The organism is Streptomyces sp. CB02959 (genome assembly GCF_002803155.1).
GTDB lineage: Bacteria > Actinomycetota > Actinomycetes > Streptomycetales > Streptomycetaceae > Streptomyces.
Map to the genome: position 1 here is coordinate 209442 of NZ_NNBP01000006.1, position 13994 is coordinate 223435.

General features: G+C 75.7%; 12 protein-coding genes. 2 read left to right on the forward strand and 10 right to left on the reverse strand.

Features of this window, described 5'->3' with window-relative positions:
• Nucleotides 1-3 precede the first annotated feature (3 nt).
• The 9 genes from CG747_RS12485 to CG747_RS12525 all read right to left on the reverse strand — a co-directional run bounded on the left by CG747_RS12485 (nucleotide 4) and on the right by CG747_RS12525 (nucleotide 10774).
• Nucleotides 4-2043, reverse strand: coding sequence for an NB-ARC domain-containing protein (locus CG747_RS12485; RefSeq protein WP_100601764.1), 2040 nt, complete (start codon nucleotides 2041-2043; stop codon nucleotides 4-6).
• A gap of 57 nt (nucleotides 2044-2100) precedes the next feature.
• Nucleotides 2101-3957, reverse strand: a complete 1857-nt coding sequence (locus CG747_RS12490) for an alkyl/aryl-sulfatase (RefSeq protein ID WP_257980367.1) — start codon at nucleotides 3955-3957, stop codon at nucleotides 2101-2103.
• A gap of 110 nt (nucleotides 3958-4067) precedes the next feature.
• The gene (locus CG747_RS12495; protein WP_100601765.1) at nucleotides 4068-5147 is read right to left on the reverse strand and encodes a methyltransferase; all 1080 of its coding nucleotides are present in this window, start codon (nucleotides 5145-5147) and stop codon (nucleotides 4068-4070) included.
• 597 nt (nucleotides 5148-5744) lie between these two features.
• Nucleotides 5745-6185 carry an SPW repeat protein gene (locus CG747_RS12500; protein ID WP_100601766.1) on the reverse strand — a complete coding sequence of 147 codons (441 nt, stop codon included), beginning with the start codon at nucleotides 6183-6185 and terminating at the stop codon, nucleotides 5745-5747.
• 60 nt (nucleotides 6186-6245) lie between these two features.
• A complete protein-coding gene (locus CG747_RS12505) occupies nucleotides 6246-7232 on the reverse strand; it encodes a lysylphosphatidylglycerol synthase transmembrane domain-containing protein (protein ID WP_100601767.1) in 987 nt (328 codons plus the stop codon).
• Nucleotides 7232-8119, reverse strand: a complete 888-nt coding sequence (locus CG747_RS12510; RefSeq protein WP_100601768.1) for an SAM-dependent methyltransferase — start codon at nucleotides 8117-8119, stop codon at nucleotides 7232-7234. The genes CG747_RS12505 and CG747_RS12510 overlap by 1 nt, the downstream gene beginning before the upstream one ends.
• Complete coding sequence (locus CG747_RS12515; RefSeq protein ID WP_257980368.1) at nucleotides 8116-9228, reverse strand: glycosyltransferase family 4 protein; 1113 nt, start codon at nucleotides 9226-9228, stop codon at nucleotides 8116-8118. Before CG747_RS12515 ends, CG747_RS12510 begins: the two co-directional genes overlap by 4 nt.
• 19 nt (nucleotides 9229-9247) lie before the next feature.
• Nucleotides 9248-9646: a 6-carboxytetrahydropterin synthase gene (locus tag CG747_RS12520; protein WP_100601770.1), complete on the reverse strand. Its 399-nt coding sequence runs from the start codon at nucleotides 9644-9646 to the stop codon at nucleotides 9248-9250.
• A 72-nt stretch (nucleotides 9647-9718) separates the two neighbouring features.
• Nucleotides 9719-10774 carry a zinc-binding alcohol dehydrogenase gene (locus CG747_RS12525; protein ID WP_374701765.1) on the reverse strand — a complete coding sequence of 352 codons (1056 nt, stop codon included), beginning with the start codon at nucleotides 10772-10774 and terminating at the stop codon, nucleotides 9719-9721.
• Between the two features lie 72 nt (nucleotides 10775-10846).
• On the opposite strand from CG747_RS12525, the gene CG747_RS12530 reads away from it, so the two are divergent.
• Entirely contained in the window at nucleotides 10847-11650 is an 804-nt protein-coding gene (locus CG747_RS12530) for a CDP-alcohol phosphatidyltransferase family protein (RefSeq protein ID WP_100601771.1), read from the forward strand.
• Between the two features lie 24 nt (nucleotides 11651-11674).
• On the opposite strand, the gene CG747_RS12535 is transcribed toward CG747_RS12530, so the two are convergent.
• The gene (locus CG747_RS12535) at nucleotides 11675-12076 is read right to left on the reverse strand and encodes a DUF6126 family protein (RefSeq protein WP_100601772.1); all 402 of its coding nucleotides are present in this window, start codon (nucleotides 12074-12076) and stop codon (nucleotides 11675-11677) included.
• Between the two features lie 778 nt (nucleotides 12077-12854).
• Here CG747_RS12535 and CG747_RS12540 point away from each other — a divergent pair.
• On the forward strand, nucleotides 12855-13658 hold the full coding sequence (locus CG747_RS12540; RefSeq protein ID WP_100601773.1) for a TetR/AcrR family transcriptional regulator: 804 nt from the start codon (nucleotides 12855-12857) through the stop codon (nucleotides 13656-13658).
• Nucleotides 13659-13994: the final 336 nt, after the last annotated feature.

A 13994-nucleotide genomic window follows, 5' to 3' on the forward strand; every position in this document is an offset into this window, starting at 1 on the left:
TGGTCAGAGGTCCCCGGCGAGGATCCGGGCGAGCAGCACGTCCGGATTCTGCTCGGCGGCGCGGCCGAAGACCGTGGCGTACGCCTCGTCGCCGATCGCCGCGCGGGCCCGCCGCTCGCACTGCTCCCGCACCGCGCGGAGTTCGGGGGTGCCGCGCTGCGGGTGCCCGACCGTGCGCCAGATGGCCTGGCCGCTGCCGTAGACCTGGGCGGCGACCGCACCGTCGCCCTGGGCGGCGACCGCGGCAGCCAGCACGTCCAGGCCCAGCGCGATCCCGAAGTTGTCGCCGATGCGCCGCTTGGCGGCGAGCATGGCGCGGGCGTGGCCCGCGGACTCGGCGGGCCGGTCCTGGAAGAGCGAGACCAGGGCGAGCTGGTAGTCGGTGTAGGAGCGGGACCAGTACTCGCCGCGCTCGACGCAGCCGTGGCGCAGCGCGGTGGCCACGTCGCGCGCCTCGTGGAACCGGCCGAGGGAGGTCAGCGCGAAGAGCCGGACGAGGTGGCAGCGGAGCCGGCCGGCGGAGTCGAAGGGGTCGTCCGGCGGCGGGCCGAGCACCTGCCCGGCGACGGTGTGGGCGGTCAGCGGGCGGCCGGCCATCAGGTGGGTGAGGCCGATGAGGTAGCCGGCGGCGAGCGTCGCGTCCCGGTCGCCGGCTTCCCGGGCGGCGCGGGCACACTCCCGGCCCAGGGTCTCGGCGGTGTCCAGTTCGCCCTGGAGGAGGACCGCGACGCCGAGCGCCCACAGGGCCCGGGTGCGGGCGGCGTCCTGGCTCCCCTGGGCGTCCTGGGCGGCCAGGGCGCGCTCCAGGTAGTCGCGGGCCTCGTGCAGATGGCCGCAGCAGGTCCAGAAGAAGCCGATGGCCGCGGAGAGCTCCTGGGCGCGGGCCGGGGCGCTGCCCAGGAGGTGGTCCAGCGCGGTGCACAGGTCGACGTACGACTCGGCGACCCGCCCGTACCAGGTGACCTGGTCGGGGCCGAGCCAGCCGAGTTCGGCGCGGCGGCCGAAGCCGACGAAGTGTTCGGCGTGCCGGTCGGCGACGACGGTCGCCTCGTCCAGCTCGGCCAGCCACATCCGGCCGTACTCGCGGAGCGTGTCCAGCATCCGGAAACGGTTGCCCTCGCGGCTGACCACGGATTTGGCGGCCAGGCCGGCCAGCGTGGTGCGCACCACGTCGGGGGTGAGCGGGCCGTCGGCGCAGACCGCGGCCGCGGAGCCGACGTCGAAGGTGCCGCGGAAGACCGAGAGCCGGGCCCACAGCAGCCGCTCCAGCGGTGCGCACAGCTCGTGGCTCCAACCGATGGCGGTGCGCAGGGTGCGGTGGCGCGGGGTCCAGGGCATACCGGTGCCGTCGAGGGCGTCGAGGCGGGAGCCGAGCCGCTCGGCGACCTGGGCGAGCGGGCGGTGCGCCAGCTGGGCGCCGGCCAGCTCCAGGGCCAGCGGGATGCCTTCGAGGCGCCGGCAGATGAGGGCCGCGGCCTCGGCGTTGAGCGGGTCGGTGAGCCGGAGTTCGGGAGCCGCGGCGCCGGCCCGCTCGGTGAACAGCGCCAGCGCGTCGTTGTCGCCGGTGCAGGGCAGCGGGCCGATCTCGGTGATCCCCTCGCCTACGAGGTCCAGCGGCTGGCGGCTGGTGACCAGGACGGTGACGCCGGGGGCGGCCGTCAGCAGGTCGCCGACCAGGTCCCGGCAGGCGGCGACGAGGTGCTCGCAGGAGTCCAGCACCAGCAGCAGGTCCTTGTCGGCGAGCCATTCGCAGAGGGCGGCCACCGGTGTCCGGGCCGAGTGGTCGGCCAGGCCGACCGCATCGCAGACGGTGGCGACCAGCAGCTGTTCGCCCTGTAAGGGCCACAGCGGGGCCCAGCGGACCCCGTCGGGGAACCGCGCGGCGGCGGCTCTGGCGGCCCGCACCGCGATCCGGGTCTTGCCCACGCCGCCGGGGCCGGTCAACGTGATCAACCGATGCTGCGTCAACTCACTGCTCAACTGCCGAAGTTCGGCGCGCCGGCCGACGAAGCTCGTCGATTCCTGGGGAATGTTGCTCGCCACCGGCCCAGTTTGCCCCACGCCGCGGACCGCCCGTGCCCGCCGCGGGACCGGCCCGGATCAGGGCGTGACGATCGGGAAGTTGGGGTCCGGGGCGCTGAGCAGGCCGAGCAGTTCGTGAAAGGCCGCACCGGGCTCACCCTCCTGAGTGACAGCGGTCGGCACGCGGCCGCCCAGCACCTCGTGGAGCTGGGGTTTGGTGAGGCTGAGGGTCAGGTCCGGGCGGCCGTCGGGGGTGGGGGCGCCGGGGGTGCTGCGGTGGGTGAGCGCGCCGTTGGAGAGCGTCAGATGCCAGGTGCGGTCCTCGTCGGCGAGGTAGAGGTCGAGGGTGAGGTGCTTGTGCCAGGCCCGGGGCCCGTCGACGCGGATGGCGAGCGAGTCCAGGAGCTGGTCGACGCTGCGGGCCCGGACCAGGTCGGGGGCGGGGGCGTCCGGTCCGGTGGTGTCGGGCCGGGCGGCGGCCGGGGTGCCGCGCAGTTCCATGGCGGCGGTGAGGTAGTAGTTGCGCCAGGTGCCGTTCTCGCAGCCCTGGCCCAGCCGCTGGTAGACGGTGGCGAGTTCCCGGCGGGCGCGCGGGTCCTGCGGGGCGGCGAAGACGGCGTGGTTGAGCAGGGTGGCGGCGAACCGCAGGTCGCCGTCGGCGGCGTACCGCTTGCCGGCGTCCACGGTGGCCGCGACGCCGCCCAGGGTCTCCACGTAGCGCCTGGCCTGCTCGGCCGGTGGGTGCTCCCACAGGTGCGCCGGGTTGCCGTCGAACCATCCGAGGTAACGCTGGTAGATCGCCTTGACGTTGTGGCTGAGCGAGCCGTAGTAGCCGTGGTGCGCCCAGAGCCGTTCCAGGCCCGGGGGCAGCCGCAGTTCCTCGGCGATCTCGGGGCCGGTGCGGCCCTCGTTGAGCAGCCGCAGGGTCTGGTCGTGCAGGTACGCGTAGAGGTCGCGCTGGCCCGCGAGCAGGCGGCGGATCCGGGCGTTGCCCCAGGTGGGCCAGTGGTGGGAGGCGAAGGCGACCTCGGTGTCGGCGCCGAAGAGGGCCAGCGCCTCGTTGAGGTAGTGGGCCCAGCGCCGGGTGTCGCGGACCACGGCGCCGCGCAGGGTGAGGACGCTGTGCATGGTGTGGACGGCGTTCTCGGCGGTGCACAGCGCCCGGTGGGACGGGGCGGCGAAGTTCATCGCGGCGGGGGCGTCGGCGCCCGGGGTGAGCTGGAAGACCAGGCGGACCCCGTCGACGATCTCCTCCTGGCCGGTGCGGGTGATGTCCACCGTCGGCGGGACGAAGCTGCGGGTGCCGGCGGAGGGGAGGGTGCCCAGGCCGCAGCCGATCTGCCCGTCCGGTCCGGCGGGGAGCTGCGTCCCGTACATGTACACCGCGCGGCGGGCCATCGCCGGGCCGGTGTAGAGCTGCTCGCCGACCGCGCTCTCCCGGAAGCCGGCGGGGGCCAGCACCGGCACGGGGTGGTGGCCGGCCGGCAGGACGCCGCGGGCGCCGCCGTAGTGGTCGGCGTGCGAGTGGGTGTAGAGCAGGCCGGTGACGGGCCGGTCGCCGCGGTGCTTGCGGTAGAGCTCCAGCCCGGCGGCGGCGGTCTCGGTGGAGAGCAGCGGATCGACGACGAGGACGCCGTGGTCGCCCTCGATCAGCGTCATGTTGGACAGGTCCAGGCCGCGGGCCTGGTAGATGCCGTCGGTCACCTCGTACAGGCCCTGCCGGCTCACCAGCCGCCCCTGGCGCCAGAGGCCCTGGTCGGCGGAGTCGGGGCAGTTCCCGGCCAGGAAGGCGTGGCGCTCGGCGTCCCAGACCACCCGGCCGTCCGCCGCGGTGATCCGGGGCGGGTCGAGCGAGGCGATGAAGCCGCGGTCGGCGTCGGCGAAGTCCTCGTGATCGTCGACGGGCCGATCGTCATCCACGGGCAGAGCGGTCACGGCGCGCCACCTCTCGGAGACGGCGGGCCATCACGGGCGCATGGCCCACACGTCTGATTTAACCGAAGATGCGCGGCATTTGCACGTGCGCATCGGGCGCCGTCGGCGGGTCACACCGGTGCGGCCTCGATGACGGCGAAGCGGTTGGGCCGCGGCAGGGCCGTGACGGTGCGGACGGCGAAGCCCGCGGTGCGGCACAGTCGCTCGAAGTCGTCCCGGGTTCGCTCCCGCCCGCCCACGTTGACCAGCATGTTGAGGTCGCTGAGGTAGCGGATCACGTCGCCGGAGGCGTCGGCGACGGCGGGCAGGACCGGCTCGACGATCAGCAGCCGGCCGCCGTCGGGCACGACCCGGCGGACGTGGCCGAGGATCCGCCCGCACTGCTCGTCGTTCCAGTCGTGCAGCACGCTCTTGAGGAGGTACGCGTCGGCGCCTTCGGGGGCGGTGGCGAAGAAGTCGCCGGCCACCAGGGTGCAGCGGTCGGCCAGGCCGTCGCGGGCGAACCGGGGACCGGCCTGGGCGAGGCCCTCGGCGCGGTCGAAGACGATGCCGCGCAGCGCCGGATGCGCGCGCAGGACACCGGCGAGCAGGGTGCCGTCGCCGCCGCCGAGGTCGGCCACGGTGCGGAAGCGGTCGAAGGGGAAGGCCGCCGGCAGCAGCTCGGCGGTGTGCGCGGTGGCCTGGCTCATCGCGCTGTTGAACTGGGCCGAGAGGGCGGGTCGTTCGGCGAGGTAGCCGAAGAAGTCCGTGCCGAAGACGGTGTCGAAGGAGGGCGCGCCGGTCCGGACGCTGTCGTCCAGGTGCTCCCAGGCGCGGAGCAGGGCGGGGTCGGTGCACATCCTGACGAGCGAGTGCAGCGAGCCGGGGGCGTCGGCGGCCAGCTGCGCGCCGACCGCGGTGACCGCGAACCGGCCCGGGGCGGGCTCGGTGAGCAGTCCCAGTCCGGTCAGCGCCCTCAGTAACCGCGTCATGGCCTGCGGCTGGGCCGCGCACTCGGCGGCCAGCTCGTCCGCGGTGCGCTCCCCGTCGCCGATCCGGTCCACCACGCCGAGGCGGACGGCGGCGCCCGCGACGTGGGCCGCCATGGCGCCGTAGGTGAGCTTGACGAGGGCGTCCCGGGCCTGGTCCGCGTGCCGGTGCTGCTGGGACTCCAGGTGTGGGCGGTGCTGCTGCGGCTGGGCGTCCGACATGGTGGGGTTCCTCTCCGATGATGTCCGGTCAACGGCGTTACGCACGGGGCCCGGCAGGGCACAACAACGCCTGTGCGCCGTTGCGCACCACACCCGGGCCGCCGCTGGTTAGGTAACCCTAAGTTGGCCCGATCTTCGAAGCAACGCCCCTATCCGCCACCCTGCCCGTTCAGCGCGACCGGCAGTACCACCCGGGAGAGGAGGGACCCCCCTGTCCCCCGACGACGACCGCCAACTCCGCGACCTCGCCGAACAGTTCCCACCCGACGCCGCCCCCTGCCCACCCGTCCGCATACCGGCGGCCCCCGCGGCACCGTTCCGGCGCTGGGCGGTCTGGCTGATACTGGCCACCGCGATCGCGGTCCTGGTCACCGGTGTGGCCCTGGCCCACGGACTGCTCCTGGCCGGCGGACTGGTGCTGGCCGGACTGGCCGGACAGCGCTTCACGCCGCCCCGCTCCACCGCCCCCGGCCGCCGCCGGTAGCCGGACGGGGACCGCCCGTACGCCGCCGGACGTGCCCGGCCCGCTTGCCGTCGCTGGGGGACTCCGAAGGGCAAGCGGGCCGGTGGTTTCACACGCCCCCGCGGGAGCGCACCTCACGTGACGCGGCGACTCCTCGATGCCACGGCGATACACAGCGCACCCAGCAGCAGCGTCAGGGCGCCGATGACGACGTTGTTCCAGATGACCCCCGCGCCGGGGCTGCGCCCGACGATCCAGGGAGACACGATCAGCCAGGCACCGATCGCGCACATCGCGCCGCTCAGGCCGTACATGCGTTCCGGAGTGACGGTGAACCCGATCGCCAGCAGGGCGATCGCGATGCCGACGATGAGGTTGTGGGCCATCAGCGCCGGTTGCGCGGCCGAGTAGTGCACGATCCAGGGTGATGCCGCGCAGTACAGGCCGACCAGGAACACCGGCCCGTCGACGAACACCACGTCCCGCCCGCCGAGCGTCCGCTCGAACCGGGCTCTCATCTCGGAAACGTCAGGGTGACCAGCGAGATCTCCCCTGGGGTGTGAGACGTCGGCCATACGACTCGCCTCCTTCTGTCACGCGTCGGGGCCGCATCACATGACATCAGCCACTCACCCTTATTTTGCTCTTATGTCGCCTTTATGTGTAGATGTCGAACCGGGCGAATTTGACCGCGACCGGGACGGCATCGCCTCCTCCGCGCACGCCGGCGCATGCGCCGGCGAGTCCGGGACCCCGGTCCCGCCGCGCCTGCTCCGGGGCGGCCGACGGCGGGCGTCCCGCAGCCCGGCGGCCCAGCGGGCCAGCAGCACCCCGGCGCCGGGCAGACTCGCGGCCAGCACCAGCACCCCGTACACGACGGCGGTGGCCAGCCCCTGCGCGGCACCCTCCCCGGCCGCGCCGAAGGCCCAGGCCGCCAGCAGGAACGTGCCCACACAGCCGACGAGGACGACCGACGACGACCCGACGACGCCCGGCCAGCACGCACGGCTCGCCATGACCCGCCGGGCCTCGGCCAGCGCGGCCCGCGGCCCGCCGCCGGTCCGGCCGGCCGGACCGTTCCGGCGCCGGCGGGCCCGAACGAGCAGCACGCCCCCGAGGACGCCCGCCGCGCACGCCGCGAGCACCAGCCCGGCCGCCGGGGTGGTGAGCGCCCGGGCGACCGCCCCGCGCACCGGCGACGGCCGGACGGCGAGCACCCCGGCCCCGGCCCCGAGCAGGACCAGTTGCCCGGCGGCCCGCTCCAGGACGACGGCGCGCACGCCGCGCGCCACGTCCCCGGTGGCCCGGCCGTGGCGCACCGCCCGGTGGACGTCGCCCAGCACGCCGCCGGGCAGCGCCGCGTTGAGGAACAGCGCCCGGTAGTAGTCCGCCACCGCCTGCCCCAGCGGGAGCCGCAGGCCCAGGCCGCGGGCGACCAGGCACCACCGCCAGGCGCTGCACACCGTCGTCAGCGCCCCGATGCCCACGGCACCGAGCAGGGCGCCGGCGTCGATCCGGCGCAGTCCGTCCAGGAAGGCGCCGGAACCCAGGTGCCACAGCAGCGCCGCCAGGATCGCCAGTCCGCCCGCCGTGCGGATCCAGGACCACGCCTGACGCCTCATCAGCTCAGCCGGGGAACCGGGATCCGGGCCGGACCGGGGAGCGCCAGCAGGTCGGTGTGGTGCACCGTGACCCCCAGTTCCCCCGCCGCGCACGCCTCCAGGCGCCGCCGCAGATACCGGTCGGCCTCGGCGGCAAGTTCCGGCCGCTCCTCCCGGGCGGCGGCCACCCAACCCCGCAGCCACCGCTCGGCCAGCCCGCACTCGGGCCCGCCCAGCCGCCAGGGACTGGGCCGGGTCAGCACCCGCGCGCCGCGCCGGGCGAACATCTCGGCGGCCACCTCGACCGCGTCCGGCCCCAGGCGCCGGCGGCCGCCCTCCGTCCGGCGCTGGTGGGCGTTGAACGCGGCGGAGATCTCGGCGTCGAAGGGGTCGGCCGGGGTGAGTTCGACCCGGCCGGTGACCGAGAGCGCCAGCAGCGCCGGGCAGCCGGCGCCCGCACAGGCCGCGGCGACGGTCTCCAGCTCGTCGCGGGTGAGCAGGTCGAGCAGCGCGGACGCGGTCACCAGGGACGTCCCGGCGAGGGCGGCGGCGGTCAGACCGGCCAGGTCGCCCAAGGCGGTGGTGGACGTAACAGGTCGGCCGTCAGCGGCGGTTGACGGCATCCGGCCGCTCGCCCTGGCGAGCAGGACCGCGTCGTGGTCCTGGAGGACCCAGTGCTGGGGGCCGGGCAGCCGGACCGCGAGCCAGCGCCCCATCGAGCCCGTACCGCAGCCCAGATCACGGATCACCAGGCCGTCGGCGCCGTCGAGGCGTTCGCCTGCGGGGGCCTCGGCGAGCCGGTCCCGCAGCGGGCGCAGCAGCTCCGGCGCGCGGGCCGCGGCGTCCGCCCGCTCCCGCAACTCCAGCCACTGCGGGCAGAACCGCGGTCTGCCGACCGCCCCCGTCACGGGCTCCCCGGCGTGTTCCGCAGCCGTTCCAGCGCTCCGGCCAGACTGTGCGACGTCATCTCCCACCCCTCCAGCATGGCACGGCGACCGCGCGCCGCGGCCGTCAACCGGCGCCGCAGTTCCGGATCGTCGAACCAGGCGCGCAGCGCCCCCGCCAGGGCGGCCGGCTCGTCCGGCGGGACCAGCAGTCCGGGCACGCTCCCGTCGGGGGCCCGCCCGACCGCTTCCGGCACCCCGGCCACGGCCGTCGCCAGCACCGGGATCCCGCGCGCCAGCGCCTCGGTGAGCACCATGCCGTACGTCTCGGTGTACGAGGCGAGCAGCAGCAGGTCGGCGGCGGCGTAGCAGGCGGCCAGCGCCGCGCCGGTCCGCGGCCCGGCGACCCCGATCCGGTCCGCCAGCCCCAACTCGCCTATCCGGGCGTGGAGTTGGGTGACACAGTCCGGATCCTGCCGCGTACCGCCGACGAAGGTGCAGGTCCACGGGGCGTCCGTGACGGTGGCGAGGGCGTCCACCAGGCGGTGGTGGCCCTTGCGCGGGGTCACCGACGCCACGCACAGCAGCCCGCCGGCGCCGTCCGTGCCCGGGGCGAGCGGCGCCGGGTCGGCGCCGGGCCGGGCGACCGTCACCGGCGGCAGCCCCGGCCCGTGGTGGGCGCGGATCCGGCGGGCCGCCCAGTCGCTGGTGGCGATCACCGCCCGGACGGCGTGCAGGGCGCGCCGTTCCCGGGCGTCCAGCACCGCCGCCGTCCCGGGGGCGAGCCCGGTCTCGTCGGCGAGCGGCAGATGGACCAGGACGGCCAGCCGCAGCCGGGCGGCCTCGGGGCGGAGGACGTCGGGCACCCCGCACGCCACCAGTCCGTCCAGCAGCACCACCGCACCGTCCGGCAGCCCGGCCAGCAGCCGGGCCAGTCCGGCCGTGGCCGCGGTGTCCGGCCGCGGCCAGCCGCCGGGCACCGGATGGCGGTGCACCCGCCAGCCGAGGGCCGCCAGGTCGTGGCAGACGCGCAGGTCGTAGCCGTTGCCGCCGCTGGGTGCGGAGGTGTCGGCGACACCGCCGGGCAGGACGGCGTGCACCACCCGCGCGCCGTCGGGGCCCGGGCCGGTCACCGGACGCGCCCGCGCCGGCTCACAGGGTGCGCTCGTAACTGGCCCAGGCGATATGGGATTCGTGCAGGGTGACGGTGATCCCGCTCAGTTCGCGGGCGCCCTCGCCGAGGTTGCCGGCGTGCACCCGGTCGACGAGCCGGTCGGCGATCACCTTGGCCAGCGCCTCGGTCGAGGTGTTGGTCCCGGCGAAGGCGGGTTCGTCGTCGAGGTTGCGGTAGTTCAGCTCGGCGACCACCGCACCGAGTTCCTGGGTGGCCAGGCCGATGTCGACCACGATGTTGTCGTCGTCGAGGTCGGGTCGGCGGAAGGTGGCGTCCACGATGAAGGTGGCGCCGTGCAGGCGCTGCGCGGGTCCGAAGACCGCGCCGCGGAAGCTGTGCGCGACCATCAGGTGGTCGCGGACGGTGATGCTGAACACGGGTGTTCCTCCAAGGTGTCGCCGGCGGGCGGTCGCGGACGGGGAGTGGGCGGCGGCGGGTGCGACGGGGCGTCAGACCGCGCCGGAGGCCGGGGCGCCGGCCGCCGGGTAGCGGATGCGGTGGCAGAGCGCCGGCAGCGCGCCGGAGGCCAGCCGCGGCAGCACCGACGGCAGGTCCTCGAAGGGGGACTCCCCGGTGATCAGCGCCTCGAAGGCAGGGTCGGCGAGCAGGTCGAGCGCGAGCGCCATACGGTCGGCGAAGGTGCGCCGGCCTCGCTGGGCCGGGGCGAGGGCGCCGACCTGGCTGCTGCGGACGGTCAGCCGGCGGGAGTGGAAGGACTCCCCCAGCGGCAGGCCGACCCGGCGGTCGCCGTACCAGCTCAGCTCGATCACGGTGCCTTCCGGAGCGAGGAGTTCGAGGGCCCGGCCCAGGCCCTCCTCGGTGGCGCTGGCGTGCACGACGAGGTCGCAGTCGCCGCGGGCGTCGGCGGGCAGCGCGAACGGGACGCCCAGCGCCGCGGCGGTGGCGGCGCGCGCCGGATCGGCGTCGACCAACTGCACCCGCGCGGCCGGGTAACGGGCCAGCAGGGCGGCGACCGCGGACCCGACCATGCCGCCGCCGACCACCGCGATCCGGTCACCGAGCAGCGGCGCGGCGTCCCAGACGCCGTTCACCGCGGTCTCGACGGTGCCCGCGAGGACGGCGCGCGCCGCGGGGACGGCGTCCGGGACGGGGGTCACCGCGTCCGCCGGGACGACGTAGTGCGTCTGGTGCGGGTAGAGGCAGAAGACCGTGCGGCCGCGGAGGGCGTGCGGCCCCTCCTCGACCACGCCCACGTTGAGGTAGCCGTATTTGACCGGTGCCGGGAACCCGCCGTCCTGGAACGGCGCCCGCATCGCGGCGTACTGGCTCTCCGGGACGCCGCCGCGGAAGACCAGGCTCTCGGTCCCCCGGCTCACCCCGGAGTAGAGCGTGCGCACCAGGACCTCGCCGGCGGCGGGCCGCGGCAGCTCGACCGTGCGGATCTCGCCGCGACCTGGAGCGCTGAGCCAGAAGCTCTGGGCGACGCGCGGCAACGAGTCCTCCTGGACGGTGCGGCGATGCGTCGTGAATGCTGAGGGGCGCATGCCGGGGATCATGGCGACGCCGTCACGATACGCGGCGTCCCCCGGCTCCGCCACAGGTTCCCGGGAGGCGCGATGGCCGTACAAGGGCGGTACGAGGCAAGGCCGTTCGGCCCGGACCGGGCGGCCGGCGCGGTCGCGCAGCTGGTGCTGCTGGAGGTGTTGTGCCGGGCGGTCGGGCTGGGCCCGGCCGGCTGGTTGACCGGGTTCGCGTTCGCGGTGGCCACCTGGGCCGCGCTCACCCGCGCACTGCACAAGTCCTGGCTGCGGTCCTTCGGTCCGGCCAACCGCGTCACACTGGCCCGGGCCACGCTCGTCGGCGGGGTGACGGCGCTGGTCGCCGACTCCTTCGGCAGGCACGCGCCGGTGACGGTGCTGGTCGGGCTGGCCGCGGTCGCGCTGGTCCTGGACGCGGTGGACGGCCGGGTGGCGCGGCGCACCGGGACGGCGTCCGCCCTGGGCGCGCGGTTCGACATGGAGGTCGACGCGTTCCTGATCCTGGTGCTGTGCGTCTACGTGGCGGTCCCGCTGGGGCCCTGGGTGCTGGCCATCGGGGCGCTGCGCTACCTCTTCGTCGCGGCGTCCTGGGCGCTGCCGTGGCTGCGGGCGCCGCTGCCGCACAGCATGGCCCGCAAGGCGGTGGCCGCGGTGCAGGGCGTCGTACTGGTGGCGGCGGGCGCCGGGATCGCGCCGCGGGCGCTGGAGCGGGGCGCGGTGGCGGGGGCGCTGGCGCTGCTGGTGTGGTCGTTCGGGCGGGACGTGGCGTGGCTGTGGCGGACCAGGGGGCGCACGGCCGGTGCGGAGTCCGCGGCGCGGGCGGCGGACGGCGGGTCCGTGGGGCGGAAGAGCGGTGGGCGGTCCGTAACGGGGGCTGGGTGAGTCCGGAGGGGCGGGCCGGGGGCGTCAGGTCCCGGCGTGCCGTCCGAGGTAGACGACCAGTACCAGGAAGACCAGCACGAGGTTGGTCACGGCGATGTAGAGCAGCACGCGTATCCACAGGCTGCGCCGGGCCGCCTCGTGGGCCGCGGCGCGGTGGTTGATCAGGACGGTGGTGGGCAGCCGTGCCAGCCGGGTGCCGGGGCGGACCGCGGTGGCCCGGGCCCGACGGACCCCGCAGCGGGGCGAGTGCCGGTGCCGGGCGGCGATCTCCGGGCAGGCCGGTGCGTGGCCGCGGGGCGGCCGGAGCCGGCCCCGGCCGAGGTGGCGGCGGCCCCGGCAGGCCCGTGCGGCGGCGGTGGGTATGCAGGTGCGGGAACGGACCGCACGCCACGGGGGCGGTCCCTTGCGTCGCGGTGCGCCGGACATCGGGGGGTCACCCGGCTCCGGCGTCGGATGCCGTGGACCGCCGGCCCGGCGCGGCGCGGCGCACCCGTTCCCGTACCGACTCGGCGAAAGCGCCCACGCATGCCCTCCGCGTTCAGGCCGACCGGCCATCGCGTTGATCCGTTGAACAGGGGAATTCCTCAACTGTAGACGACGGACCCGCCGGGTTGAACGGGCGGGCGGGACCGATGGGCCCGTTCCCGGTCCCGAATCGACGGCCCGGGCCGGGCACTTGCCGCCCTCGGATCTCCGGCCGCGGATGCCGCCAGGGTTCCGGTTCCGCGGCCGCGGACGTCGCGGCGGAACGGCCGGAGCAGCCGGAACGGCCGGCCGCGCCCCCGCCGGTGGGCCCGGGGCGGGGCGCGTCCAGGAGCCGGACGGCGGCCTTCTCGACCCCGCGGACGGCGAGTTCGCGATGCTGCCGTTCGGCGCCGGAGAAGGGGCGGGGCCTGACCGGTACCGACGCCCCGGAGGCGGTCGAGGACGGCGCGGGCCTGACCGGTGAGGCGGAATTCCCGGATTCGGAAATCCCGGTGCAGAGCGTCGGCCGGCGTTCGGGGATATCGACGAAAGACCTCGGCGAAGTGATTCTCCCGGCGCCCCGGGCCTCGACCGCCTCAGGGCCATCCGCCCCGGCCGGCCGGCCCGGAAGCGCCGCCGGTCCCCCGCCGCGCCCAGGTTCCACGGCCCTCCCCCTTGATATCCTTACGGCATAAAGAGTTCGTGCGGAGCGTGCACTTTAGGCCATAAGGAGTGCGAGTTGGCGGCATTCACGGGTCAGGGCGACCCCCGCCGTTCACTGTCCCTGCTGTGGCGCGCGGAGGACTCCGGCGAGAGCCGTCGGACCCGCCCGCCCCGGGGCCCCGAACCAACGCTGAGCGTGGACGCGATCGTGGACGCGGGCATCGCGGTGGCCGACGCGGAGGGCATGGCCGCGCTGTCGATGCGCACGGTCGGCGAGCGGCTGGGCCGCACGGCCATGGCGCTGTACACCTACGTCCCCGGGAAGACCGAGCTGGTGGACCTGATGTACGACCGGGCCCTGGCCGAGCTCCCCACCGACTACGACCCGGCCCCCGGCTGGCGGTCCGCGGTGACGTCCTGGGCCGCCGACACCTGGGAGTTCTCCCTGCGCCACCCCTGGGTGCTCCAGGTCTCCCAGGCGCGCCCGGTGCCGGGCCCCCACGAGTGCGCCGCCCTGGAGACCCTGCTGCGGGTGCTGTACACCACGGGTCTGGACTCCGCCGCGCTGCGCCGGATCGTCCCCCTGCTCCTCCACTTCGTCCGGGGGTCCGCCCGGACCGCCGCCGAGTCCCGGGCGGCGTCCGCCGCCATCGGCGTCAGCGCCGAGGACCGGTGGCACTCCCGCACCGGCACGCCGGCCGAGGTGGTCCCGGACTTCGCGGAGCGCTTCCCCCTGCTGGTCCGCCTGGAGACCGAGGGCGCCGCGCCGCCGCCCGGGGAGGGCCAGGCGGGTCCGCACCGGGCGGCCTTCGAGGCCGGACTCACCGTCGTCCTCGACGGCATCGAAGCCGCCCTCGCACGGCGGGCCGCGGCCGACTAGCCCCTTGGAGTGATGAAGCGGGCGGGACCGCCCCGGGCGGGTGTCGTCCGGGGCGGGACGGCGTTGAGCAGCCGTGACCGTGCCCCGCCTCCGTCCGTGGTTCCTGCCCGCCAGCCTCGCGGCCCTGTTGACGGAGGTCCTGCCGGACGGTCCGGCTGACACCCCGTCCGATCCCGGGCCCGGCCCGGCGGCTGATCCGGAGGCGGACGCCGGGCGCACCCGACCACTGCCCTCCGCCCCTCGTCCCCCCGGCACCCAGGCCCCGGAAAGCTGACCCCTGCACGCACTGTGGTCATCGGGCTACCACATGTGGCGGGGCCGGGTGATCGCCCATAG

Coding starts and splice junctions, on each gene's coding strand:
- CG747_RS12495 (WP_100601765.1), bottom strand. CDS start 5,147: ATGTCGGACGCCCAGCCGCAGCAGCACCGCCCACACCTGGAGTCCCAG.
- CG747_RS12530 (WP_100601771.1), top strand. CDS start 10,847: ATGGCCGTACAAGGGCGGTACGAGGCAAGGCCGTTCGGCCCGGACCGG.
- CG747_RS12525 (WP_374701765.1), bottom strand. CDS start 10,774: ATGCGCCCCTCAGCATTCACGACGCATCGCCGCACCGTCCAGGAGGAC.
- CG747_RS12505 (WP_100601767.1), bottom strand. CDS start 7,232: ATGAGGCGTCAGGCGTGGTCCTGGATCCGCACGGCGGGCGGACTGGCG.
- CG747_RS12535 (WP_100601772.1), bottom strand. CDS start 12,076: ATGTCCGGCGCACCGCGACGCAAGGGACCGCCCCCGTGGCGTGCGGTC.
- CG747_RS12500 (WP_100601766.1), bottom strand. CDS start 6,185: ATGGCCGACGTCTCACACCCCAGGGGAGATCTCGCTGGTCACCCTGAC.